This is a genomic window from Duganella sp. CY15W (assembly GCF_009857555.1).
Lineage (GTDB): Bacteria > Pseudomonadota > Gammaproteobacteria > Burkholderiales > Burkholderiaceae_D > Rugamonas > Rugamonas sacchari.
In genome coordinates this window covers 21,339-45,902 of the sequence record NZ_WWCQ01000002.1, presented here as the reverse complement: position 1 = coordinate 45,902, position 24,564 = coordinate 21,339, and the positions used below count along the sequence as shown (strand labels likewise).

Annotated in this window: 22 protein-coding genes; 13 read left to right on the top strand and 9 right to left on the bottom strand. The window is 63.3% G+C overall.

Translation table 11 applies throughout. The annotated features are described in order from the left end of the window. The first annotated feature begins 29 nt into the window (after positions 1-29). From GTP58_RS09795 to GTP58_RS09780, 4 genes are all read left to right on the top strand, one after another. The gene (locus tag GTP58_RS09795; RefSeq protein WP_161077378.1) at positions 30-977 is read left to right on the top strand and encodes a glycosyltransferase; all 948 of its coding nucleotides are present in this window, start codon (positions 30-32) and stop codon (positions 975-977) included. Then, entirely contained in the window at positions 970-1,356 is a 387-nt protein-coding gene (locus tag GTP58_RS09790; RefSeq protein WP_161077377.1) for a GtrA family protein, read from the top strand. Before GTP58_RS09795 ends, GTP58_RS09790 begins: the two co-directional genes overlap by 8 nt. A gap of 7 nt (positions 1,357-1,363) precedes the next feature. Continuing rightward, a complete protein-coding gene (locus GTP58_RS09785) occupies positions 1,364-3,163 on the top strand; it encodes a hypothetical protein (RefSeq protein ID WP_161077376.1) in 1,800 nt (599 codons plus the stop codon). Positions 3,164-3,244: 81 nt separating this feature from the next. Further along, entirely contained in the window at positions 3,245-4,687 is a 1,443-nt protein-coding gene (locus tag GTP58_RS09780) for a GntP family permease (protein WP_161077375.1), read from the top strand. On the opposite strand, the gene GTP58_RS09775 is transcribed toward GTP58_RS09780, so the two are convergent. The 3 genes from GTP58_RS09775 to GTP58_RS09765 form a co-directional block, all read right to left on the bottom strand. Then, positions 4,629-5,432: a DNA-formamidopyrimidine glycosylase family protein gene (locus GTP58_RS09775; protein WP_161077374.1), complete on the bottom strand. Its 804-nt coding sequence runs from the start codon at positions 5,430-5,432 to the stop codon at positions 4,629-4,631. The two genes, GTP58_RS09780 and GTP58_RS09775, sit on opposite strands and share 59 nt — an antisense overlap. A 61-nt stretch (positions 5,433-5,493) precedes the next feature. Beyond that, the gene (locus GTP58_RS09770) at positions 5,494-6,207 is read right to left on the bottom strand and encodes a site-2 protease family protein (RefSeq protein WP_161077373.1); all 714 of its coding nucleotides are present in this window, start codon (positions 6,205-6,207) and stop codon (positions 5,494-5,496) included. Between the two features lie 4 nt (positions 6,208-6,211). Continuing rightward, positions 6,212-7,132 carry a DUF2167 domain-containing protein gene (locus GTP58_RS09765; protein WP_161077372.1) on the bottom strand — a complete coding sequence of 307 codons (921 nt, stop codon included), beginning with the start codon at positions 7,130-7,132 and terminating at the stop codon, positions 6,212-6,214. A gap of 121 nt (positions 7,133-7,253) precedes the next feature. On the opposite strand from GTP58_RS09765, the gene GTP58_RS09760 reads away from it, so the two are divergent. Together GTP58_RS09760 and GTP58_RS09755 are read left to right on the top strand one after the other, a co-directional pair. Further along, a complete protein-coding gene (locus GTP58_RS09760) occupies positions 7,254-8,717 on the top strand; it encodes an amidohydrolase family protein (protein ID WP_161077371.1) in 1,464 nt (487 codons plus the stop codon). Positions 8,718-8,770: 53 nt separating this feature from the next. After that, positions 8,771-10,408: a M28 family metallopeptidase gene (locus GTP58_RS09755; RefSeq protein WP_373924740.1), complete on the top strand. Its 1,638-nt coding sequence runs from the start codon at positions 8,771-8,773 to the stop codon at positions 10,406-10,408. 11 nt (positions 10,409-10,419) lie between these two features. Here the strand turns inward: GTP58_RS09755 and GTP58_RS09750 are convergent, their stop codons facing one another. Beyond that, positions 10,420-12,246 carry a prolyl oligopeptidase family serine peptidase gene (locus GTP58_RS09750; protein WP_161077370.1) on the bottom strand — a complete coding sequence of 609 codons (1,827 nt, stop codon included), beginning with the start codon at positions 12,244-12,246 and terminating at the stop codon, positions 10,420-10,422. A gap of 149 nt (positions 12,247-12,395) precedes the next feature. Here GTP58_RS09750 and GTP58_RS09745 point away from each other — a divergent pair, with 149 nt between their 5' ends. The 6 genes from GTP58_RS09745 to GTP58_RS09720 are packed head-to-tail and all read left to right on the top strand — an operon-like array spanning position 12,396 to position 17,981. Then, complete coding sequence (locus tag GTP58_RS09745; RefSeq protein WP_161077369.1) at positions 12,396-12,845, top strand: MarR family winged helix-turn-helix transcriptional regulator; 450 nt, start codon at positions 12,396-12,398, stop codon at positions 12,843-12,845. Then, positions 12,842-14,881 carry an FUSC family protein gene (locus GTP58_RS09740; RefSeq protein ID WP_161077368.1) on the top strand — a complete coding sequence of 680 codons (2,040 nt, stop codon included), beginning with the start codon at positions 12,842-12,844 and terminating at the stop codon, positions 14,879-14,881. The genes GTP58_RS09745 and GTP58_RS09740 overlap by 4 nt, the downstream gene beginning before the upstream one ends. Next, a complete protein-coding gene (locus tag GTP58_RS09735) occupies positions 14,878-15,084 on the top strand; it encodes a DUF1656 domain-containing protein (protein WP_072787038.1) in 207 nt (68 codons plus the stop codon). The genes GTP58_RS09740 and GTP58_RS09735 overlap by 4 nt, the downstream gene beginning before the upstream one ends. A gap of 2 nt (positions 15,085-15,086) precedes the next feature. Then, entirely contained in the window at positions 15,087-15,965 is an 879-nt protein-coding gene (locus GTP58_RS09730) for an HlyD family secretion protein (protein ID WP_161077367.1), read from the top strand. 13 nt (positions 15,966-15,978) lie between these two features. Further along, a complete protein-coding gene (locus GTP58_RS09725; RefSeq protein WP_161077366.1) occupies positions 15,979-17,400 on the top strand; it encodes an efflux transporter outer membrane subunit in 1,422 nt (473 codons plus the stop codon). A 44-nt stretch (positions 17,401-17,444) separates the two neighbouring features. Next, complete coding sequence (locus GTP58_RS09720) at positions 17,445-17,981, top strand: DUF2058 domain-containing protein (protein ID WP_202413615.1); 537 nt, start codon at positions 17,445-17,447, stop codon at positions 17,979-17,981. 3 nt (positions 17,982-17,984) lie between these two features. On the opposite strand, the gene GTP58_RS09715 is transcribed toward GTP58_RS09720, so the two are convergent. The 3 genes from GTP58_RS09715 to yegQ all read right to left on the bottom strand — a co-directional run bounded on the left by GTP58_RS09715 (position 17,985) and on the right by yegQ (position 22,291). Continuing rightward, positions 17,985-18,872 carry a CAP domain-containing protein gene (locus GTP58_RS09715; protein ID WP_161077365.1) on the bottom strand — a complete coding sequence of 296 codons (888 nt, stop codon included), beginning with the start codon at positions 18,870-18,872 and terminating at the stop codon, positions 17,985-17,987. Between the two features lies 1 nt (position 18,873). Continuing rightward, positions 18,874-20,868: a DUF4910 domain-containing protein gene (locus tag GTP58_RS09710; protein ID WP_161077364.1), complete on the bottom strand. Its 1,995-nt coding sequence runs from the start codon at positions 20,866-20,868 to the stop codon at positions 18,874-18,876. 70 nt (positions 20,869-20,938) lie between these two features. Beyond that, positions 20,939-22,291, bottom strand: coding sequence for a tRNA 5-hydroxyuridine modification protein YegQ (yegQ, locus tag GTP58_RS09705; protein WP_161077363.1), 1,353 nt, complete (start codon positions 22,289-22,291; stop codon positions 20,939-20,941). Positions 22,292-22,362: 71 nt separating this feature from the next. On the opposite strand from yegQ, the gene GTP58_RS09700 reads away from it, so the two are divergent. Continuing rightward, positions 22,363-23,268 carry an AEC family transporter gene (locus GTP58_RS09700; RefSeq protein ID WP_161077362.1) on the top strand — a complete coding sequence of 302 codons (906 nt, stop codon included), beginning with the start codon at positions 22,363-22,365 and terminating at the stop codon, positions 23,266-23,268. Here GTP58_RS09700 and GTP58_RS09695 read toward each other — a convergent pair. Further along, entirely contained in the window at positions 23,265-24,212 is a 948-nt protein-coding gene (locus GTP58_RS09695) for an SRPBCC family protein (protein ID WP_161077361.1), read from the bottom strand. The two genes, GTP58_RS09700 and GTP58_RS09695, sit on opposite strands and share 4 nt — an antisense overlap. Beyond that, positions 24,205-24,561 carry a helix-turn-helix transcriptional regulator gene (locus tag GTP58_RS09690; protein ID WP_072787047.1) on the bottom strand — a complete coding sequence of 119 codons (357 nt, stop codon included), beginning with the start codon at positions 24,559-24,561 and terminating at the stop codon, positions 24,205-24,207. Before GTP58_RS09690 ends, GTP58_RS09695 begins: the two co-directional genes overlap by 8 nt. Positions 24,562-24,564: the final 3 nt, after the last annotated feature.

Here is a 24,564-nt window from a genome sequence, read left to right as displayed (position 1 = left end):
GGCTTTGTTGCTGATTTTCAACTTCCGCCATGACCCTCCCCAGCACCACACGCATTGCCATTCTGGTGCCTTGTTATAACGAGGCGGTGACGATTGCCGCCATCGTGCGCGACTTCCAGGCCTGCCTGCCGCAGGCGCAAGTCTACGTGTTCGACAATAACTCCAGCGACGACACGGCCCGTATCGCGCGCGAAGCCGGCGCCATCGTGCGCAACGTGCCGGAGCAGGGCAAAGGCAGCGTGGTGCGCCGCATGTTTGCCGATATCGAGGCGGATGCCTACATCATGGTGGACGGCGACGACACTTACGACGCCAGCATGGCGCCGCAACTGGTGGCGCGCCTGCTGCAGGACGGGCTGGATATGGTGGTCGGCAACCGCGTCAGCACCGAGCAGGCAGCCTACCGTCCCGGCCACCGCTTCGGCAACGCCATGCTCACGGGGTGTGTCTCGTTCCTGTTTGGCCGTACCTTCACCGACATCCTGTCCGGCTACCGCGTATTCTCGCGCCGCTACGTCAAATCGTTTGCGGCGCATTCGGCCGGTTTTGAAATCGAGACCGAGCTCACGGTGCATTCGCTGGAACTGCGCATGCCGGTGGCGGAAGTGGCCACGGTGTATAAATCGCGGCCGGAAGGCTCGGTCAGCAAGCTCAATACCTATCGTGACGGCGTGCGCATCCTGTCCACCATTTTGCGCCTGTTCAAGTCCGAGCGGCCGCTGGCGTTCTTCTCGCTGTTTGCCGTCGTCAGCATGCTGTTGTCGGTGATCCTGGCCGAACCCTTGGTGCAGACTTATCTGCAGACCGGTCTGGTGCCGCGTCTGCCGACGGCCGTGCTGTGCGCCGCGCTGATGCTGTTTGGCGTGATCCTGCTGGTGTGCGGCATCATTCTGGATGCCGTGACCAAGGGCCGTATCGAGCAGAAGCGCTTTGCCTATCTGGCCCATCCGGCCCCGGCCTTGCCAGTGCATGAGTAAGCTTGCCGGCCAGTTGCTGCGCTTTGCCGTGACCGGCGTGATCGGCTTCGGCGCCGATGTGGCGGTGCTGTATTGCGCGCTGGCCCTGGGCTGCGGTCCCTATCTTGGCCGCCTGCTGTCCTTCCTGGCGGCGGTCTACGTCACCTGGCGCATCAACCGCCGCTACACCTTTACGTCGTCCGGCTCGCCATGGCGCGAGTGGTGGCGCTACTTGGGCGCCATGTCTGGCGGGGCGCTGCTGAACCTGGGCGCGTACACGCTGACCCTGTGGCTGCTGCCGCCAGCCGCATGGCTGCCTGCGCTGGGCGTGGCGATCGGCTCGCTGGCCGGCATGGCGCTCAACTTCCTGAGCGCCAAATTCTTCGTTTTCAAATCCTGAGTCCTTCATGAAATTTCCCCGCTTTGCTTTTCTGGACCATCCGCGTGCCGGCCTGATTGCCGCCGTGCTGGTGCCGCTGCTGTTTGGTGTGCTGTCGATGGCATTTGGCCAGGACACCAACTGGGATTTGCGCAACTACCACCTATACAACGGCTATGCGCTGATGCATGGCCGCATCGGCTTCGACATCGCGCCGGCGGCATTCCAGACCTACTTCATTCCGACGCTGGATGTGCTGTATTACGTACTGAATCACGGCCTGTCGCCGCGCCTGGCGGGCTTTGTGCTGGGCTGGCTGCACGGCCTGAACTTCGTGCTGCTGGCCGCGATTGCGCGCCAGTTGCTGGGCAACCAGCGGCTGGCCTTGCTGCTGGCCGGGATGGGCATGCTGGGCGCAGGCTTCCTCAGCGAGTTGGGCAATACCATGGGCGACAATCTGTCGGCACTGCCGTTGCTGGGCGCGCTGTACCTGATCCTGCGCCACTGGGATGGCTGGTCGCGGTGGCAGGCGCGCAGCGTGTGGATGCTGGCAGTGGCGGGCGCGCTGAGCGGCCTCAGCGCGGGTCTGAAACTGACCAATGCAACCTATGCGGTCGCGCTCTGTCTCGCCCTGCTGGGCGTGACGCTGCCGTGGTGGCAGCGCCTGCGCCTGTCGCTGGTGTTTGGCCTGGGCGTGCTGGCGGGACTCATGGCCAGCGCCGGCTGGTGGTTCCTCAAGATGTGGCAGACCTTCGGCAATCCGCTGTTCCCGCAATTTAACAGCATCTTCCGCAGCCCGCTGGCGCCATTGAATGGCGTGCTGGATACCCACTTCCGTCCGCTCAATATGACGGAAAACCTGCTGTGGCCGTTTATTTTTGCACGCGATGCACACCGCGTTTCGGAGCTGACGCTCAAGCTCATGATCTGGCCTGTGCTGTATGTCGTGGTCCTGGCGTTTGCGCTGCATTGGCTGTGGCGCCGTGCGCGCGCAGGCGCCACGGCGCCGGTCACGCCGCTGTTGTCTGCGCGGGCCGCGTTTGTGCTGCTGTTCTTTGCGATTGCCTATCTGGTCTGGATGCGGATGTTCAGCATCTACCGTTACCTGATCCCGCTGGAGCTGCTGGCGCCATTGCTGCTGTGGCTGCTCTGGCAAGCGGTATGGCCCACGGCGCGGCGCCTGGCGGGGGCGGTGCTGGCAGTGCTGGCGCTGATGGTGTTGCAGGCGTCGACCTGGGGGCATGCGGGCTGGACGGAAAAGGGCTTCAGCGCCGAGGTGCCGGCGTTTGCCACGCCCGCGTCCAGCATCGTTTTCCTGGCCCACTGGGACCCGCCGACAGGCTGGATGTCTACCTTCTTCCCGCAGCCGGTGCAGGTGGTGTCGATCGGCACCGGTTTCCCGGAATCGCCGGCGTGGCGCGCGCGCATCGATGCCGCGATGGCGGCGCGTCCCGGCCCGCACTACGTGCTGCTGAACAGCGCCAAGAACGAAAAGGACAGCACGCGCCTGCACAAGCTGGCCGCCGTGCAATGGCTGGGCCTGACCGATGATGTGGCCGGCTGCAACCGTCTGGAACAGCTCATGCACCGCGTACGCTTCCAGGTCGAATTGCGCCGCTTGCCGACCGGCGGCTGCACCTTTGACCTGCTGCCGCAGCACCGCATGGACCTGGCTGCCGTGAATCGCGAACTCGTGGCGGCCGCCAGCAACCATGTACGGTCTTACGGCCTGGAACTGGATGCTGCCAGCTGCACAACTTATCCCGCTGCGATAGGCGATGAGCCTTACCCTTACCAGTTGTGCCGCGTGAAAATATTGCCCAAGTAGCGAGCACGGTAAAGATAAAGTGGCTGCGCGCCACTTATCTTTACTACAATAGTGGCACTTTCACCCAGAACTGGAGCTGGCATGTCCTTCCTGATTGTTCTTGCTGCGTTAGTGTTCCTCATGCTGGCCGCCTACCGCGGCTATAGCGTCATCCTGTTTGCCCCGATTGCCGCGCTGGGCGCGGTGCTGCTGACCGATCCAGGCGCCGTGGCGCCGGTGTTCAGCGGCATTTTCATGGACAAGATGGTGGGCTTCGTCAAACTGTATTTTCCGGTGTTCCTGCTGGGGGCTGTGTTTGGCAAGCTGATCGAGCTGTCGGGCTTTTCCGAATCGATTGTGGTGGCGGCGATCAAATACATCGGCCGCTCGCGCGCCAACGCCGTTATCGTGCTGGTGTGTGCGCTGCTGACGTATGGCGGCGTGTCGCTGTTTGTGGTGGTGTTTGCCGTGTACCCGTTTGCGGCCGAGCTGTACCGGCAGAGCAATATCCCCAAGCGCCTGATGCCGGGCGCGATTGCGCTGGGCGCGTTCTCGTTCACCATGGATACCTTGCCGGGCACGCCGCAGATCCAGAACATCATTCCAACCACCTTCTTCAAGACCACTGGCTGGGCCGCGCCGTCGCTGGGCGTAATCGGCTCGATTGCGACGCTGATTGCCGGCCTGGCCTTCCTTGAATGGCGCCGCCGCAGCGCGATGGCGAAAGGCGAGGGCTATGAAGCTGCCGTGCCAGCGGCCGCCTCGGCGCCCGCCGCCGCCCCTGCCGCTACCGGCACAGCGTCATCCGGCGCCACCCGCAGCGGCCTGCCGCATCCCCTGCTGTCGCTGGCGCCGCTGGTGCTGGTGGGCGTTGCCAACTTCGCGCTGACCAAAATGATTCCCACCTGGTATGGCGACAACTATGCGCTGACCGCCGACGCCTTGCCTGGCCTGCACGCACCGGTCAGCCTGACCATCAAGTCGGTGGTCGGCATCTGGGCGGTGGAAGGCGCGCTGTTGCTGGGCATCCTGCTGACTATTGTCACGGCGTTCAAGCGCATCAACGTCAGCTTTGCCGAAGGCACCAAAGCTGCGGTCGGCGGTGCGCTGTTGGCGGCCATGAACACTGCGTCGGAATACGGATTTGGCGGCGTGATTGCAGCGCTGCCGGGCTTTCTGTCGGTGAGCCAGGCGCTGCGCAGTGTGCCGGACCCCCTGGTGAATGCGGCAGTCTCCGTCACCTCGCTGGCCGGTATTACCGGTTCCGCGTCGGGCGGCATGAGCATCGCGCTGGCGGCCATGTCGGACCAGTTCATCAAGGCGGCTGACGCGGCGCACATTCCGCTCGAGGTGATGCACCGCGTGGTGGCCATGGCCAGCGGCGGCATGGACACCCTGCCGCATAACGGCGCCGTCATCACGCTGCTGGCGGTGACCGGCCTGACGCACCGCCAGTCTTACCGCGACATCTTCGGCATCACTATCATCAAGACGCTGGCGGTGTTCTTTGTGATCGCTGTCTACTATCTGACCGGACTGGTGTAAGCAGCGCGGCAGGATACTGCTTCTGGCAGCGCGTGCAGAAAAAACTGCGGCGATTGGTCTTGCCCAAGTGCGCCTTATGGAAAGGGATGTCGCAGCGCGGGCAGATGCGTTTGGTGTGCGCCAACCAGTGCTGCTTGAGCACCAGGGCGCGCTTCCACTTGAGAAAGTCAAAACTGTATGCGCGTGCCTGCGCCACCAGCTCGCGCAGCTTGGCCGCCGGTAGCGCGCCCACCCTGGACAGCGGATGGACGCGGATGCGGAACAGCACTTCGTTCTTGATGATGTTGCCCACGCCAGAGAAAATGTCCTGATCGAGCAGGGCGTCGCAGACCAGCATGTCCGGCGCGGCGCGCAGCTTCTTCAGCGCCTGCGCCGGATTCCATTGGTCGTTCATGACGTCCGCGCTCCAGTCGTACTGGGCGTCCAGGTCGGCGTCGATGGTTTTGACGGAGCAGGTGTAGAAATTCAATTCCTCGCCATCGTCAAAGCCGAGGCTCAGGCGCGGCTGCGCATCCTTGCGCTCATTGATGCGGTAGGTGCCGAACATCAGCAAATGGATGCGCAGCGCCAGGGTCGGCAGCTGTATCAGGAAATGCTTGCCCCAGCTGCGCAACGCCACAATCGGCTGGCCGGCCAGGGCGTCGAAATCGATACCCTTGCTGTTGCCGCTGGCGTGCGTGATGGTGCGGCCGGCAAAGCCTGCGGCCTGTTCACGCAAAATAACGATGGATGGTCCTTCCGGCATGGCCTGCCTCCCGAACTTGCAGGCCTCCAGTGTGGGCGCGCGGCAGCGCCCGCACTGTACGTTACTTCACCGAGCCGTCCAGCATCTCGTGAATGCTGTAGCTCATCATGGCCAGAAACGCCACCAGGCACAGATACAGCACGCCGTAGTTGATGCGGGTGTCGCGCGGCACCGTGTAGTAGTCGGCGCCTTTGGCCGGATCGCCCCAGATGGCTTCCTTGAGCTGCGGATAAGCCAGTACCGCAATCAGTATCAGCATCGGGCTGGGATGGTAGAAGAACAGGCCCGCCAGCAGCGGCACGCCGGCCAGCCACACTTTCGGTGAAATGATGGCGGTGATGCGGCCGCCGTCCAGCGGTGAAATGGGAATCAGGTTGAACAGGTTCAGCATGCAGCCGGAATAGGCCAGGGCCAGCAGCAGGTTGCTGTCGCTATTGCGCGCGAAGTAGTAGCAGAGCATCGCACCGGCCGTCCCGGCCAGCGGTCCGGCAAAGCCGATATAGGCTTCGGTCTCGACGTCGTGCGGGACTTCCTTGAGCGCGATCCAGGCGCCGACGAACGGGATGAAGGTGGGCGCACCGACCTCCAGCCCACGGCGGCGCGCGGCGACGTAGTGCCCCATCTCATGGACGAAGATCAGTCCCACAAAGCCGACCGCATAGCGCCAACCAAATACCCAGCTATACACCACCATCGAAATCAGCATGGTGCCGCAGGTGGTCAGCAGCTTGCCCATCTTGCCTGCAGCAAGCAGCCATACAATCAGCTTGCCCATGGCTTTATTCCGGCTTGCTCAGGTCGACCGCTGCGGCCTTTTCTTCGCGCTTGCGGCCAAACAGTTTGTAGAGCCAGCTGCCGGCAGCTGCGACGCCAATCAGGATGAATTTTTTCAGGGCCAGCAGCACGGCAAAGATCTTGCCGAAGAAGCCCAGCTTGGCCGCAACGCCGCCGGCCACCAGCGCAGCAAGGCCATATTCCGCCACCTTGTCGGTGCTGGCGTTAAAGTCGGTGTAGCGGTTGCCCGGCGTGAATTCGGTGAAGCCGGTGACCTTCTTCATTTCAGTCTTGATCTGCGCAATCTGTTCCATGCCGGAGACGGCGTTCAGCACCAGCACGCCCTCGCGGCCCAGTACGCGGATGTTGTAGTTCAAGCCATTGTCCTTGTCGCCGTCGGTATGCAGCTCCTTGGCCCAGTACAGCTTGTGCTGTCCCTTGTCGTAGCTGGGCTGCTCGGCCCAGCCCACCAGCGTCATCGGCGCATAACCCTGTTCCTTGCGGGTCTTGTTGTTCTCGACCATGGCTTCCTGGATTTCTTTGAGCAGGTCGGTGTAGTTGATCTTGTCGGCGTCGTCGTCCTTGACGTGGCCGTCCTTGTCATAGGTGACGATCACGCCCCAGCCGGCGGCGCTCAGCGGATTGACGTCGGCCGGCAGGATCATGCCCAGCGTCTTGGCGCCCGGCGGATTGCCCCAGCCCTCGGTCAGCAGCTTGCCGGCATCGGCCGGGTCGAGGTAGCGGAAGTTGGCCGGCAGGTCGAGCGTGGCGATATCGCCTGGCAGCTTGATTTTGCCTTCGCGGAAGGTCAGCGTGGCGAGGAACTGCTGGGCAGTCATTTTAGGGGCTTCGTCGGCAGCGACGGCGACGGCCGGCAGGGCGGCGGTCAGGCTCAGACAGAGCAGGGCGGCAATAAAGCGGCGCATGAATACTCCTTGCAAGAAAATCAGTATCCTACAGGAAATACTTGCGAAGTTGGTAATTATTTATGACATTGTCGTCATCATTGATTCGTGGCAGTATGCCTGGTCACGATACGGGGGATGGATGCGACATCAGATCACGCTGGCCTGCATGGCCTGGTTCATCAGCGGCAGTGTGCTGGCGCAGGCGCCGTCGGCGGAAGTCCGCAAATTCCTCCAGTACGACCAGCCGCTGATCGCCCTCACGCATGTGCGTGTCATCGATGGCACCGGCGCCCCTGCTCAGGAAGACCGCACTGTGCTGCTGCGCGACGGCCGCATTGACGCGATTACCGATGCGCGTACGGCGCCGCCGAAAGGCGCGCAGGTGATCGACCTGACTGGCCGCAGCGTGATTCCCGGCCTGGTGGGCATGCACAATCACCTGATGTACACGGCGTCCATCAACCGCGATGACGAGGGCAGGACGCCGCCGCCCGGCATGTTTGTGACCGAGATTGCGTTCAGCGCGCCGCGCCTGTATCTGGCTGCTGGCGTGACCACCATGCGTACCACGGGCAGCGTGGAACCGTACACGGATTTGAATATCCGCCGCCAGATCGACGCATTCAAGATCCCGGGTCCGCATCTCGACGTCACTGGCCCCTACCTGGAGGGCAAGGACACTTTCTTCCCGCAGATGGCGGTGCTGACCGAAACCGAACACGCGCGCAAGACGGTGGATTTCTGGGCCGGCGAGGGCGTGACCTCGTTCAAGGCGTATGTGAAGATTTCGCAGCCGGTGCTGGCTGCGGCGGTCGATCAGGCGCACAAGCATGGGCTGAAAGTCACCGGCCATTTGTGCGCGGTCGATTATCGCCAGGCTGCAGCGCTGGGCATCGACAACCTGGAACACGGACCGGTGTTCACCGATTCCGAGTTTGTCGCCGGCCGCGCGGCCGATGAATGCCCGGCCAGCAGCGCGGTGGCCGCGTCGTGGGAACAGCGCGAGATCGGCAGCCCGGAAGTGCAGGCGCTGATTGCCGATCTGGTCGCGCACAACGTCGCCATCACTTCCACGCTGCCGGTATTTGAAGCGTTTGTGCCGACGCGTCCGCTGTTGTCGCGCCAGCAGATGGCGCTGATGTCGCCCGAATCGCTGCGCAGCCATCTGGAAGCGCGTGCGCTGGCCTCCACCACGCCCGGCTACGCCGCGCGCCAGGAAGCGCTGCTGAAAAAAGAGATGGCGTTTGAACTGGCCTTTGTGCGCGCGGGCGGCCTGCTCCTCGCCGGCCCGGACCCGACCGGCAATGGCGGCACCTTGCCCGGCTTTGGCGACCAGCGCGGCGTACAGCTGCTGGTGGAAGCCGGCTTTACGCCGCTGGAAGCCATCCGCATCGCGACGCTCAACGGCGCCCGCTACATGGGACGCCAAGACAGCATAGGCTCGATCGCCCCCGGCAAGCACGCCGACCTGGTGGTGCTCAAGGGCGATCCAACCCGGCGTATCGCCGATATCGAAAACGTGGAGATCGTGTTCAAAGACGGCTACGGCTATGACCCGGCCCGGTTGAACGCGTCCGTCCGCGGCATGGTCGGCATACGCTGACCGTTTTTTATGATGTAACCAAGGAGGCTAGCTTGAAGAAAACCATGCTTGTAATGTCGCTTATCGCGGCGTTTTCGGCTGTCGCCGCACACGCGGCGAGTGGTCCTGAGTTTGACGCAAAACGTCTGTCGCAGGATGTGAAGGTGCTGTCGTCGGATGAATTTGAAGGCCGTGGCCCGAATACCGCCGGCGAAACCAAGACCGTCGCCTATCTGATCGAGCAGTTCAAAGCGGCCGGCATGCAGCCGGGCGGTGACCTGGTCAAGGGCAAACGCGCCTGGACCCAGGACGTGCCGCTGGGCCGCTTTGAAATCAAAGGCCCGGTCAAGCTGACGCTGAACGATGGCAAGGCTACGCAAGAGCTGAAGCAGGGTGACGACCTGGCCGTGCGCGCCGCCATGAACGGTTCCCGGCTGGTCGACTTCAAGAATGCGCCGCTGGTGTTTGTCGGCTATGGCGTCACCGCGCCGGAGCGCAAGTGGGACGATTTCAAAGGCCAGGACCTCAAGGGCAAGCTGGCCGTGGTGCTGATTAATGACCCGGATTTCGAAACCGGCACGGGCGACTTCGGCGGCAAGGCCATGACCTATTACGGCCGCTGGACTTACAAGTATGAAGAGATGGCACGCCGCGGCGCGCTCGGCACCATCATCGTGCACGAAACCGCACCGGCATCGTATGGCTGGAACACGGTGAAGAACTCGAACACCAACGTCATGTATGACATCGTGCGCAAGAAGCCATCCGACTCGCACGCTCCGATGGAAGCCTGGATACAGCGCGACCTGGCCGTGGACCTGTTCAAGCGCTCCGGCCTGGATTTCGAAGCGCTCAAAAAGCAGGCGCAAACCCGCGAGTTCAAACCGGTTGAGTTGAAAGGCATCACGCTGTCGGCGAACTACGCGGTGGATGCGCAAGTCATCACTTCGAAGAACGTGGTGGCACGCCTGGCTGGCGCCAAGAAGCCGGATGAAACCGTGATCTACAGCGGCCACTGGGACCACCTGGGCGTTGGCCTGCCGGATGCCAAGGGCGACAAGATCTACAACGGCGCGGTCGACAATGGCACCGGCATCGCCGCGCTGCTGGAACTGGCGCGTGCTTATGGCAAAGCCCCCGCACCGGCACGCAGCGTAGTATTCCTGGCCGTGACGGCGGAAGAGAAAGGCTTGCTGGGTTCCGAATACTACGCGTCGAATCCTGTGTATCCGCTGGCGACTACTGTTGGCGTCATCAATATGGATGCCCTGAGCCCGTATGGCCCGACCCACAACTTCACCATTTCCGGCAGCGCCAAGCTGGATCTGCTGGACCAGCTGGTCGCCAAGGCCAAGCAGTGGAACCTGGTGTATGCCCCGGACCCGAAACCGGAAGCAGGCCACTTCTTCCGCTCGGACCATTTCCCGTTCGCGAAAAAAGGTGTGCCGGCGATTTCGTATGGCTCGGGTGATGACATGGTCGATGGCGGCCTGGAGGCAGGCAACAAAATCGAAGAAGCCTATGTGACCAATAACTACCACCAGCCTTCCGACGAGTGGAGCGCCAACTGGCCATTCACCGGCATGGCGCATGACCTGGGCATGCTGTACTCGCTGGGCCGTGACCTGGCGGATTCCAAGGACTGGCCTAACTGGTCCAAGGATGCCGAGTTCCGCGCTGCACGCGATGCCAGCGCTGCCAAGCGCAAATAAGCTTGACCAGATTATCGGCCCGCTTGCTGCGGGCCGATATTTTTAGCCAGAAACGCATCAATACGCTGCCACAGGTCGATGCGGTTCTTCTGCGTCCGCCGGTCTTCGCTGGTGGTTTCGTAGCTCAGCCACTCGGCGCCAGGATTCACGGCGCTGATGGCTTCATATAATTTTCGTCCCTGCGCGTACGGGACTTCCACATCGTCCTTGCCGTAGGCGAGCAGCACTGGCTGTTTGAGGCGCGCCGTATCCTGCGGCAGCAGACGCGCCACGCCGGACCAGCTGATACCGCATTTGTACACCGTCGGATCCTGTATCAGTCCGATCAGCGCGGCCTCGCCACCGAGGTTGCTGCCGGCGATGCAGACGCGCGCCGGATCGGTATAGCCTTCCGCCGCCGCCCATTTGACCGCATCGGCAAGATCGTTCTGCATGGCCCGGCCCCACTGGCCATCGCCGGCCGCGCTGTGCTGCAGGCCGTAGCCGGTGCTGCCGCGTACATCGGGCTGCAGTACCGTGTAGCCGCGCGAGGCCAGGAACTGCACTTCCGGATTCCACTGCCACAGGCCATTGCGGTGCCGTGGATTGGCGGCGACCAGCACCACGGTCGGCAAATTTTTCTTGTTGGGCAGCCCCGGCGCCGTGACGAACATCGGGATCTGCATGCCGTCGCGCGCCTTGTAGCGCACCATGGTCATGTGCGACATCTGCGCCGGATCGATGTCCGGTGTCGCCTCGCCCAGCAGGATCTGTTTTTTGGTGACGGTGTTGTACAGCAGGTAGCCATGGCCCTGCACATCGGAGTGCGTATCGATGATGACGTAGGGCGTTTCGCTGCGGGCGCCGCGCGAGACGATGTTGACCATGCCTGGCAGGAGCTGGTCGACTTCCTGCTGGATCGCCTTGATCTGCGCATCGAACCAGACGGTGATTTCCGCATCGGTATAAAAGCGGAAGCCGCGCATCTTGGTGTCGCTGACATCGAAGTAGCCGGAGACGTCGAAACCCGGTGCGGATATCAGCAGCTTGGGATTGGTCAGCTTTTCGCCGACGTCGTAGCGGTAGATGCCGGTTTCGTTGCTGCCGTTGCGGGAGCGCACATACAGCGCATTGTCCACATACAGCAGCGGTTCGTAGCCATCGGGCGCGTTTTTGTCGAAGCTGTTCAGCAGACGCCATTCGTCCTTGTCGCGCAGGTAGATCAGGATCTGGTTGTCGCGCTGGGCCGAGATGACGCGCGCGTCGCCGTTGGCGTCGAACAGCCAGCCAAACGCGCCGTGCGGTGCGCGCATGTCATACAGCCTGCCGTTGTGGGTGTCCAGGCGTTTGAGTTCCATGCCTTCCGGGCTGGATTCGATGACCAGCAGGTCTTCGTTTTTGAAGCGCGGGAAGCCATGCAGCGTGATCTCGCGCAGGTAGGTCTGGCTGGGCAGATCGTTCTCGGCAAAGGAGGGGCGGCGCACCAGCGTCTCGGACAGGCGGATGCTGTTCTTGCCATCGACATCCACCGCATACAGTCCGGGCTTGCCGGCGTCGCCTTCACGATCGACGTTGGTCACGGTGAAGAACAGGCGCTTGTCGCTGACCCAGTAGAACAGATCGACGTCGGCGTTGGTGAAGCTGGCAATCGGCTTGCCGGTGCGCGTTTCGGGATCAACGATGGTGAGCATGCTGCGGCCCGCCGGTGACAGCTTGCGCACGGCCACCCATTTGCCGTCGGGTGACATGACTGCGCCGGTAATCGCTGGCCGCTTGAAAAACTGCTCGGCGGGGATGGGCGCGGCATGCGCGGCATAGGCGGCGGACGCAAAAGCGAGTAAGAGACTGACACGCAGCATGGTGGAGGGCTCACGGTATGGAAACGATACCGGCCACAATATCGCAGCATTAAATTTTTGGCAATGCCGGCGTTTTGGGGCGGCGCCCAGCAAGGATTTTCGTTTGATGCTAATATTTAGCATCCTAAGTATATTTAATCGAGCCAGAGATGAGCAGCTACGACAAAACCCTGATGTCCCTGACCCACACGCTGATCCATGTGGCACGTTCTTACAAGGGTGCGGCCGACGCCTTGACGGCGGATTTCGAACTGTCGCACGCCAGCGCATGGCCGCTGCTGATGATCTCGCGCCTGGGCGACCGTGTACGTCCCAGCCAGGTGGCGGACGCGGTCGGCATCGAACCGCCGTCGCTGGTGCGTATCATTGACCAGCTGGTGGCGGCCGGCCTGGTGCTGCGCCAGGATGACGCGAGCGACCGCCGCGCCAGGATACTGGCGTTGACGCCGGAAGGCACGCAGATGGCAGCGCGGCTGGAGAAGGCGCTGATTCCATTCCGCCGTGAGCTGTTCAAGGACATGCCGCAAGCCGATGTGGAAGCGGCGGTGCGGGTGCTCATCAAGCTTGACCAGGTGCTGGCCGAGCGCAGTGCGCCATGAATGCGCCCAAGATGAGCGAGATGCTGTTCTCGCTCAAATGCTTCATGGCTTCCATGCTGGCGCTGTATGTGTCGCTGGCCGCTGGTTTGCCGCGCCCCTTCTGGGCCATGATGACGGCGTACATCGTCGCCAGCCCGTTGTCCGGCGCGGTGCGGTCGAAAGCGCTGTTCCGCGTGTGCGGTACGCTGATTGGCAGTATCGCCACCATCATCATGGTGCCGCGCATGGCCAATGCGCCGGAGCTGTTGTCGCTGGCGCTGGCCTGCTGGGTGGGCTTGTGCCTGTATATCTCGCTGCTGGACCGCACGCCGCGTTCTTATATCTTCATGCTGGCCGGTTATACGGCAGGCCTGATCGGTTTCCCCGCGGTGGCGGATCCGTCGGCTATTTTTGACACGGGTCTGGCGCGTGTGGAGGAAATCACCATTGGCATCCTGTCTGCCACGGTGGTGCACTCGCTGGTATTCCCGCAAGGCGTGGGGCCGGTGCTGCTGGGGCGCCTGGACCGCGCGCTCGCCGACGCGCAGCGCTGGATGGCGAATGTACTCAAGCCTGGCGACGATCAGGCGCAGGCCGCGCATACCCGTCTGGCGCTGGCGGGTGAAATCAGCGAGCTGCGTGTGATGTCGACCCACCTGCCGTTCGACACGTCGCAGCTGCGCTGGACTGCCGGCATGGTGCATGGCCTGCATGACCGCCTGACGGTGATGGTGCCGCTGCTGCTGGCGGTAGAAGACCGTTTGAATACGCTGCGTGAAGTCGATCCCGGCAGCCTGCAACCATGGACCCAGCTGCTGGACGATATCGCCGCCTGGGTAGAGGCGGGCCGCGAAGCCGATCCGGCGCGTGCCGCGCAACTGCGTGCACGGCTGGTGCAGCTGAAGCCTGCGCTGGCAGCCCATGCCAGCTGGAGCGAGATCCTGCGTCTGAATCTGGCGCAGCGTCTGGACACCCTGATTGAGGCCTGCGAGGACGGTCTGGAATTGCGCAGCAATGTGAGCACCGTGATGCAGGGTGGTGTCGCCAGCTACACGCCGCACCTGACGCCGGCCATTCTGCACCGCGACCATGGCATGGCTTTCCGGTCGGCGCTGGCTGCCGTGGTGGCGATTTTGCTGTGCTGCGCGTTCTGGATTTTGACCGCCTGGCCATCCGGTGCGGCAGCGCCAATGATGGCCGGGGTGTTGTGCTGTTTCTTCGCGACGCAGGACAACCCGGTGCCGGCGATACGCATGTTCCTCAAGTGGACCGTGATATCGATGCCGGTGGCGGCGTTCTACATCCTGTTCGTGCTGCCTGCGGTGCACAGCTACGAAATGCTGGTGCTGGTGATCGCGCCAGTGTTCCTGATCGGTGGCGTGTTCATGCCGCGTCCGGCCACGGCGGGGGCCTCGCTGGCTTTCCTGATCGGCGTGGCGGGCACCTTGTCGTTGCAGGACACGGGGACGCTGGATATTCCTGGTTTCCTGAACAGTATGACGGCGCAGCTGTCCGGCTTTATCGTCGCCGCAGTCATCACCAGCTTGATCCGCACGGTGGGTGGCGACTGGATGGCCAATCGCATGCTGCGCAAGGCTCGCCGTGAAGTGGCGCAGATGGCGCAGGCCGCGTCGCCACCGCCGCTGCTGCATATCTCGGCGCGCATGGTGGACCGGATTGGGCTGCTGATGCCGCGCCTGGCGATTGCCCACCCGACGCCGGAGGCGCGCGCCACTGCGATGGATGGCCTGCGTGAACTGCGCGTTGGTCTGCATGTCGCGCAGCTGTGCGGCTTGCAGCAGGCGCTGGAGCAGGCCGGCGTGGCATTGCGGCCGTTGCTGCAAAAGCTGGGCGCTTATTTTGGCAGTGGCGGCCATGCTCATGGGCAGGCGCCCGCTGCGCTGCTCGATGGTCTGGACAGCACCTTGCGTGCAGTGTGTGCGGTGTCGCCGGCTACGGCCGGTGAAGCACGCACGCAGGCTGCAGCCGCGCTGGCAAGCATGCGGCGCGACCTGTTCCCGCGTGCCGCCGCCTATCAACCGGAGACTGCATCGTGATTGCTGAATTGAGTCTGTACGGACTATACGTACCTACCTTGCTGCTGCTGTCCATACTCGCGCTGATCTGCACGCGCGTACTGGGCCGGCTGCTGATGCGGGTTGGCTTCTACCGCCTGGTGTGGCATCCCGCGCTGTTTGAATTTGCGCTGTTCTTTATTTTCCTGGGCAGCTTCTCTACATTGTTGATGAATCGGGGCTAAACATGAACCTCAAAACTCCTTTACTGGCCACTGGCCGGTTTATTGTGACCATGGCGGCAGTGGCTGTCGCAGGTGTGATGGCGTGGCGCCTGTGGCAGCACTATGAGGTGGAACCCTGGACGCGCGATGGCCGCGTGAAGGCGGATGTGGTGCAGATAGCGCCAGACGTCACCGGCCAGGTGACTGCGGTGCTGGTGCATGATAACCAGCAGGTGAAAGCCGGGCAGGTGTTGTTTGAAGTCGACCGCGCGCGCTTTGAGCTGGCGCTGCGCCAGGCCGAAGCCGCAGTGCAGGCGCAGCGCGCCACGCTGGAGCAGGCGCAGAAGGAAGCGCGCCGCAATACCGATCTGCGTGATCTGGTATCGACTGAAACGCGCGAGCAGGGTTCGTCGCGCGTGGACCAGCTGCGCGCCGCGCTGGCGCAAGCGGTGGTGAATCGCGATGTGGCCAGGCTGAATCTGGATCGTACCCGTGTGGTGTCGCCGGTGAATGGCACGATTTCGAATCTGGATCTGCGGGCCGGCTCCTACGTCAGCACAGGACGCGCGGTGATGGCGCTGATCGACAGCGATTCCTATTACGTGGAAGGCTATTTTGAAGAAACCAAGCTGCCGGCCATCCGCGTCGGCGATGCGGTGGCGGTGCTGCCGATGGGCGCATCGCTGCGCCTGAGCGGCCATGTGGAAAGCCTGTCCGGTGGCGTGGCGGACCGTGACCGCAGCACCTCGGCGAATCTGCTGTCCAGCGTGAATCCGACCTTCAACTGGGTACGTCTGGCGCAGCGCATCCCGGTGCGTATCAAGCTGGATGCGCTGCCTCATGGCGCCCGCCTGGTGGCCGGGCAGACCGTGACGGTTGATGTGCAGACCAAACACTCGTGATGCGGAGGATGCGATGAACTCCCTGAAAATACTCGGTGGCCTGACGCTGCTCGCTGTCCTGGCGGCTTGCAGCACGGTCGGCCCGAATTACAAGGTGCCGGAACAGGCGGTAGCCCAGCGTCCGCAGGCTGGCGCGGCTTTCATCGGCACGCAAGAAGCGTCGTTCAAGCCGGAGCCACTGCCTGCACACTGGTGGCGTCTGTATGACGATCCCGTACTTGACCAGCTGATTCAGAAAGCGCTGGTGGCCAATACCGACCTGCGCGTGGCCTCGGCCAACCTGGCGCGCACGCGTGCCGTGCTGCAGGAAGTGGAGGAGGGCGAGAAACCGGTGGTCAGCGTGAGCGCGGCGCCGGGTGTCGGCCGTTCTTCCGGCGTAGTCAAAGGTTCGCCAACGGCGCTGCCGGACAAATGGACTTACGACGCGGGCGTCAGCGTCTCCTACCAGGCCGACATGTTCGGCAAGATCGCCCGCGCCGTGGAGGCAGCCAATGCCGACACCCAGGCTGCACAGGCGGGCGTGGACCTGGTGCGCGTGACCGTGGCCGCCGATACTGCGCGCGCCTATGCCGATGCCTGCTCGGCGGTGCGCCAGATCGCTGTGGCACAGCAGGCGGTGGATCTGCAGCAGAAATTCGTCGCGCTGACGGAGCAGCGCACGCATGCCGGCCGTGGCACCGACATCGATGGCGCGCGTGCCCGCAGCCAGCTGGCGCAGTTGCAGGCCGCCTTGCCGCCGCTGCAGGCGCAGCATCGTACCGCGCACTATCGCCTGGCGGCGCTCACGGGCCTGACGCCGCAAGAGATGGACATGCATCTGCTGACCTGCAAGGTCGCACCTCGGCTGACCACGCAGATTCCGGTTGGCGATGGCGCCGCACTGCTGCGCCGCCGTCCCGACATCCGCCAGGCCGAGCGCAACCTGGCTGGCGCCACCGCGCGCATTGGCGTCGCCACGGCCGACCTGTACCCGAGCATCAGCCTGGGTGCATCGGTGGGCAGCACGGGCCTGCTGGACCATTTCGGCGCCGGCAATGCCTTTCGCTGGAGCCTTGGTCCGCTGATTTCGTGGACGTTGCCGGACACCGGTTCCGCGCGTAGCCGCATCAGGCAGGCGGAAGCCGGTACGGATGGTGCGCTGGCGCGCTTTGACGGCACGGTGCTTAACGCCTTGAAGGAAGTGGAAAGCGCGATGACGGTCTACGCGCGTGAGCTGGACCGCAATGCAGCGCTTAAGACGGCGCGCGACCAGAGCGCGCTGGCGTCCGAACAATCGCACCGTCTCTATCAGTATGGACGCACGGACTTCCTGACGGTGCTCGATGCCGACCGCACGCTGGCCGCCACGGATGCCGCGTGGGCCGCGTCCGATGCGGCGCTGGCTTCCGGCCAGGTCGCGCTGTTTCTGGCGCTGGGCGGTGGCTGGGAGCAGTAGCAACAATGGTATGCTATCGCCTTCGTTTATAAGGAGTGAGCATCATGGGACTGGCGGATCAGTTACTCAAAGCCGGCTTGGTCGATAAAAAGAAGGTCAAAGTCGTCAATCAGACCAAGAGCAAGCAGCAGAAGGATGAACGCCGCAGCGGCGTGGAAACCGTGGATGAAGTGCGTCTGGCGGCGCAGGAGCAGCAACGCGCCAACGCCGAGAAAGCGCGCCAGGCCAACGCCCAGCGCGATGCCGCCGCCCAGCAGAAGGCCATCGCCGCGCAGATCACGCAGATGGTGCAGCAGAATAAGCAGAGCAAGGGTAACAACGGCGATATCGCCTACAACTTCACCTTTGGCACCAAGATCGAGCGTATCTATGTGACTGCCGCGGTGCGCGAGCATCTGGTGGCCGGCCGCCTGGTCATCATCGGCGAGAATGGCAGCTACGAGCTGGTGCCGCGCGTGATTGCCGACAAAATCGCCGAGCGCAATCCGGACATCGTGGTGCGCGTGAAGCAGGCCAGCACGGAGGTCGAGGAAGACGATCCGTACGCAGCCTACAAGATCCCTGATGATCTGATGTGGTAAAACCTAGCGCGGCTTGCCGAACACCTGTGTCCAGTAGATGATGCCGGCGTTCGGTCCCGGCGACCTGCTGTAGGCCGCGCCCATCTCGGTGAATTCCGGGGTCATGATGTTGGCGCAGTGGCCCGGGCTGGTGAGCCAGCTGTCCAGCGTCTCCTGCGGTGAGTGCTGGCCCGCCGCGATGTTCTCGCCGATGCGCGACCATGCATAGCCTGCGCGTCTGGCGCGGTCGCCAACCACGCTGCCATCTTTGGCGGCGTGACTGAAATACTGCTGCGTCGCCATATCGTTGCTGTGCGCTAGCGCAGTCTCTCCCAGTTGCTGGTTCCATCGTACCGGAGGCGCCGGTGGATAAGACTGTTCGCCGCAATTGCGTGCCGTGGCGCGCGCTGCATTCACACCATCGAGCAGGATTTGCCCGGCTTCCCGCCAATCCTCCATCAATATGGAAACGCCCGGCGTGGTGGGCGGTGGCATGCCCGCAGGACGCGGTGGTGCAGCTTGTGCGAGTACCACGGTCCATTCATTGCCATTGCGTGAGCTGCCGATTTCCGTGTAACCGCTCTTCAGCAGCGTGCCGCAGTGCTGCCACAATATGGTTTGCATGGCGTCCTGCGGCGTGCGCGGCCCGGTGACCGTAATGGCGTCCGCTTGCACGCTGTTGTAGCCGGCCCGCTCCAGCGCTGCCGCAAGTATCGTTGCGGGAGCGATGCGGATAGTGGACAGCTGCGGTTGCGGCGCGAGTGCAGGCAGCGGCTGCGCGCGCTGGCCCTCGCAGATACCTGGCGCAGCACGGTAGGCATTAATCATGGTCATGAGCTGTTCGGCATCCGATTGCGGCGCGGCGCTGGCGGCGCAGGAGATGGCGAGCAGCGGTGCTACGTAGCGCTTCATATCACTTCCAGTGGATGATGCCGGCTGCCGCGAGGCGCTCGAAATAGGCTGCAATATCTGCTTGCGGCACAGCCATGTAGCGGCCGCTGATGATGTCGCGGATGTCGCTTACCGAGCGGCGGCCGTCGGCCAGATTCATGGTTTCGTACAGGATCAAATCGCCGTGGCCTTTGAATTCCGGCATCGGAGGACTCTTCAAGCCGCGTGCCTTTTCCATCTCCTCCACGTGGTCGTAGTAGTAGACGCTCAACGGTCCGCGGATGGCGGCCGATGGTTGCGGAATGCGCGGGTCTCGCTGCTGCGCGGCGGGTACGGATGTCTGCTGCGCCTTGATCTGCTCCGTCAGCGTGCGCGTGGCAGCCGCGGTGGATGGCCAGCGCTGGGCCAGGGTTTGCAGGCTGCTGGTGTTCATGGCCAGCGTTTCGCGCACAGCCAGTGCGCCATCGCGGTGATCTTCGCTTAGCGCCGCGCGCAGGCGTGCTTGCGCCAGTTGCTGCTCGCCTTGATAACGGGAGATGGCCAGTAGCCGTGGTGCTTCGGCTTCCGGCAGGGCCGCCAGCGTGTAGGCAATGCCGGCGCCCAGATAGGTCACGCGTCCCAGTTTGGTCGCATCCAGATTTTCCGGCTGGTCCTTGTTGGTGTGGATGGTGACGTCTGGCCAGTCGTGGAAGTACAGCATGGGAACGCCCCACGCCTGGAACACTTCATGGTCGCTGCCCAGCTCCACATTGCGTACGTCGCCCAGGAACAGGTCGCGCGAGGCGCCTGGCGTGACGAAGCCGGCGTAGCTGTCGCCGCCACGCTCCGCATACTGCGCCGAGGCGGTGCTGACTTCATCGAAGAAGGCCTGGCCGATATCGTTCAGCACATGCGGCAGCGTTTGTGCAGTGCGCGACAGGTGGAAGGTGCTGTGGGTGCTGCCCAGCAGGGCGCCCACCATATCCATGTGGATGCCGCCGACGATGCGGTTTTTCAGTTCGGGATGGCGCGCCAGCCAGGCTTGCGAGCCAGCGATTTCCGGTGTCCACAAAAAGCGTATGCTCAGGCGGGGACGGGCAATCGCGCCGGATTGAATCGCCTGGTTCAGTGCGCGCGCCACTTGCAGAATCGCGGCGCTGCCCGATGCATTGTCGTTGGCGCCGGCCGACTGGTGGCACAGGTGGGCCGTCAGTATCACTTCGCCGGTGTCTGGCTCGGTGCCGGGAATGGTGGCGGTGACCACATCCAGACTGGCGGGCGCCATGCTGGCGCGAACCTGTGCGTGCAGGGTGATTGCTTCGCCAGCGCTGAGGCGCTTGCGGTAGTCATTGGCCTGCCGCTTCGAGAGCATGAAGGCAAACCGGTTCTGCGTCTGGTATGGCGAAAGATGGCCCCAGCGTACCAGGTCCGTGTCGTCGCCCGACCATGCGCTGGTCTGGTTGGGGAAGTCAGACAGGATGCCTGCTGCGCCGCGCTCTTCCACCGCCAGCCTGTGCACCAGCGGCAGCGGCCCGCTGGCCAGTACCAGCTTGCCTTTGATGTCCTTGCCTTCGTAGTCCTGCGGCGTGGTGCCGGCGCCGACGCTGAGCAGTTGCGCCTGGACGTCGGCATTCTGGCTGTAGTCCGCCAGTGCCACCGGCAGTTGCGGGAAACGGGCGATGGGGCGTGGCTGGGGCGATACTTCGTCCAGCTGCGCGTCCTGTGGATTCCAGCCGCCATAGCTGCGGAAGTGGGCATACTGCGTACTGCCGTCGGCGGGGAAGTGTTCGACCGCCGCGTCGCGCATGCCGGCGTTGCGCGCCTGCTCCTGCATCCATTTGGCCGCTGCCGCATAGCCGGGCGAGCCGTGCACACGGTGGAAGCGGCCCAGTGTGCGTACGGTTTCCAGCGCGGCCTGGCCGTCAACGTTGGCGTGGATGGCTTCCGGCACAGCGTTGGGCCAGAAGGCAATGTGGCGCTCGGCCGCCATGGCGGAAGCGGCGGCGAACAGCACGGCAAGCAGCGGCAGTTTGGACAAGGCGGCTCCTGATCGGTAACGTGGCGTGACCGGTCATCTTGTCACAGCGCCGCTGCGGGCGCAACGGGGATTACAGGTAGCGGGCCAGCAGGGCGCGGTCCAGCGACGGATCCAGTGCGATGCGGACGATATGGCCGCTGCCCGGCGCCACCTGAATTTCCGCACCCTGGTCGGACCGCATGCGGGTCAGCGTGATATCGCGGTTGCCTTGCGGGTGGATGACTTCCAGGCGGTCTCCCACGGCAAAGCGGTTCTTCACCTGCACGCGCGCCCAGCCGTTTTCCACGCCCAGCACATCGCCGATGTACTGGCTGCGGTTGGCCTCCGATGCGCCGCGCATATAGTTCTGGTGCGCCTGTGTGTGGTGGCGCTGGTAGAAACCATCGGTATAGCCGCGATTTGCGAGGCCTTGCAGTTGGCCCAGCAGGTCGATATTGAACGGCCGGCCTGCGACAGCGTCGTCGATCGCCTGGCGATACACCTGCGCCGTGCGCGCCGCATAGTACAGCGACTTGGTGCGGCCTTCGATCTTGAGCGAGTCGACACCGATCTTCACCAGGCGCTCGATATGCTCCACCGCGCGCAGGTCCTTGGAGTTCATGATGTAGGTGCCGTGTTCATCCTCCATGATGGGCATGAGCTGGCCGGGACGTTCGGCTTCCTCGATCAGGTAAGCCTGGTCAGCCAGCGGATGGCGCGGCTGCTGGTGCAGCGACGAGAACGGACGCTGTTCGGCCTCCGCCAGCGCTTTGTGGAACTGCAGCGGGATCACGTTGAAATCGCCGCTGGCGTCTTCCTCGGCGTTCTGCACCTTGTAGTCCCACCGGCAGGAGTTGGTGCACGTGCCCTGGTTGGGATCGCGGTGATTGAAGTAGCCGGACAGCAGGCAGCGGCCGGAATAGGCGATACACAGGGCGCCGTGCACAAACACTTCCAGTTCCATTTCTGGACATTGCTGGCGGATCTCTTCGATTTCATCCAGCGACAGCTCGCGTGACAGGATCACGCGGGTAAGGCCCATGCGGTGCCAGAATTTGACGTCCGCCCAGTTGACGGCGTTGGCCTGCACTGACAGGTGGACCGGCACGTCCGGCCATTTGTCGCGCACCATCATGATGAGGCCTGGATCGGCCATGATGAGCGCATCCGGCTTCATGGCGACGACCGGCGCCATGTCGCGCAAATAGGTTTTGAGCTTGGCGTTGTGGGCGAAGATATTACTGGCGACGAAAAACTGCTTGCCACGTGCATGCGCGCCGTCGATGCCTTCTTGCAGCGCCTGCAGGGTGGAGAAGTCGTTATTGCGGACGCGCAGGCTGTAGCGCGGCTGGCCGGCGTAGACGGCGTCGGCGCCAAAGTCGAAGGCGGCGTGCATTTTATCGAGCGAGCCGGCGGGTAGGAGGAGTTCGGGAGCTTGACGCATGGGGACAAAAAGCTGGAGACTTTATAGCCTCAACCTCTCTCAATCTTTGCGCCAGATCAAAAAAACGATACATGACTTCTTTATTGACCACGCTATGGCCGGTGTTTTTGCTCATCATCGCTGGCTATGTGATGAAACAGCGTTCCTTTCCCGGCGACGGCTTCTGGCCCGGCGCTGAAAAAATCAACTACTTCATCCTGTTCCCGGCGCTGCTGTTTTCCAGCCTGGCCAATGCGCCGCTGGATAACCCGGCCTTGCCGCGCGTGCTGGGCGCGGTGCTGCTGGGCCTTGGCGCGTGCAGTATTGGACTGGTGATCGCGTGGCGGCTGTGGCGCTGGCCGGCTGCCCGCTTCGGCGTGCTGGCGCAGGGTGTCTTACGCTTCAATACCTATCTGGGGCTGGCGGTGGTCGGCAGTCTGTTTGGCAAGGCGGGACTGGTGCTGGCCGCCGTCATCATGGCGGTGTATGTGCCGACGGTGAACGTGCTGTCGGTGCTGGCTTTTACTGCAGGGCGCGGCGCCAGCCTCAAGGCGCTGCTGTTGCCGATTGCGCGCAACCCCCTGATCCTGGCCTGTCTGGCAGGGGCGGCGTCCAACCTGGGCGGCCTTGAGCTGAAGTGGGGATCGGACAAACTGCTAGCCCTGCTGGCCAATACCAGCTTGCCGCTTGGTTTGCTGAATGTGGGCGCTGCGCTGAATCTGCGCGAGCTGCGCGGAGAGCTCGGCGCGTTGACGGCGAATTCGCTGGCGCGGCTGGTGGCCGCGCCGCTGGTCGCTGCAGTGTGCGCGCAGCTGCTGGATTTGCCGAAGCTGGAAAGCGCGATCCTGATCTTGTTCTTCGCGCTGCCGACGGCGCCAACTTCCTACGTGCTGGCGCGCCAGATGGGCGGCGATGCCCACCTCATGGCGGGCATCATCACGCTGCAAACACTGTTGTCGGCGGCGACGCTGGTGGTGGCGCTGGCCTGGATTACTTAAGCTGCCAGCACCGCTTCCAGTTTGTCGAAGGAGCCGCTCCAGCCTTGCGTCATGCTGCTGCGGTGTTCAAGGAAGACGGCCAGTTCTTCGGCGGTCGCCTTGCCGGCGACATCCCAGGTCACAGTGACGCGCGTACGGTTCGGGCCTTCGGCGTTGAACTCCACCTTGGTCCGCATGGTCTCCGGCCAGGTTGGCGCCATCGGGTGACGCGAGATGTTTTCGTGCTCGTCGCAGAACTGCTGCGTGTAGACCAGCAGCTTGGGGCGCTGGATTTCCTCGTATTGCGCGCGGCCGTACATGGTGATCATGGGATTGCTCATGCAGTAAAACGAACCGCCGCCGGGACGGATGTCGGCGCGCAGGAAGCGCATCTCCATGCCTGCGGGCGGCAGCCAGCGCGCCAGGTGCTCCGGCGTGGTCCACATATCAAACACCACGTCCTGTGGCGCCTCGAAGCTGCGGTTGATGACGAACTTTTCCTCGTCTTCCAGGCGCTTGCCCAGGTATTCGGCCAGACGGTCCCAGGTCGATTCGCCGTTGGCGTGCCTGATGAAGGTGCGGGTTTGCGCTGCGGTTTCGGCGTCGGCCAGGGCCATGGTCATGTCCATGCGGGTTTTGCCATCCACTTCGTCGAACAGCACGGTGACGCGGAACAGGGGCGGGCGGTCGGCATTGCCGCCGTGGTCGTAGACCAGCTTACGCAGCGGTTCCACTTCGTGGTACAGCGTGCTGTTCGGATAGTCGGTACCGTCCGGGCCGTGCATGGTGTAGGTCCAGTGGCCGCCGACGCGCAGGTCTTTGCTGTGCGTGGTGATCGTGAAGCCGCGCGGCCCCCACCACAGCGCCACCTGGGCCGGGTCGGTCCAGGCATCCCACACTGCCTGTAGCGGGGCGTCGTACATGCGGACGATGCGGATTTCATTCGGGGCGCTGAACTCAGACATTTTCATCTCCTTGAGGTGGTTTTTTTGCAGTGACGGTTTTCAGGTAGGCATCCAGGCGATCAAAGCTCTCTTCCCAGAACACACGGTATTGCTCCATCCAGTTGGCCGCGTCTTTGAGACCGTCGCCGTTGAGCTTGCAGGAGCGCCATTGCGCCTTGCGGGTTTTGGTGATGAGGCCAGCCTTTTCCAGCACTTGCAGGTGCTTGGTGATGGCCGGCAGGCTCATGTCGTCCAGAAATGGCTGGGCCAGATCGGAGACGTTGGCTTCGCCTGTCGACAGCCGCGCCAGCATGGCACGCCGGGTTGGGTCGGCAAGTGCGGAAAAGGTTTGGCTGAGATGGTCTTGCATCGA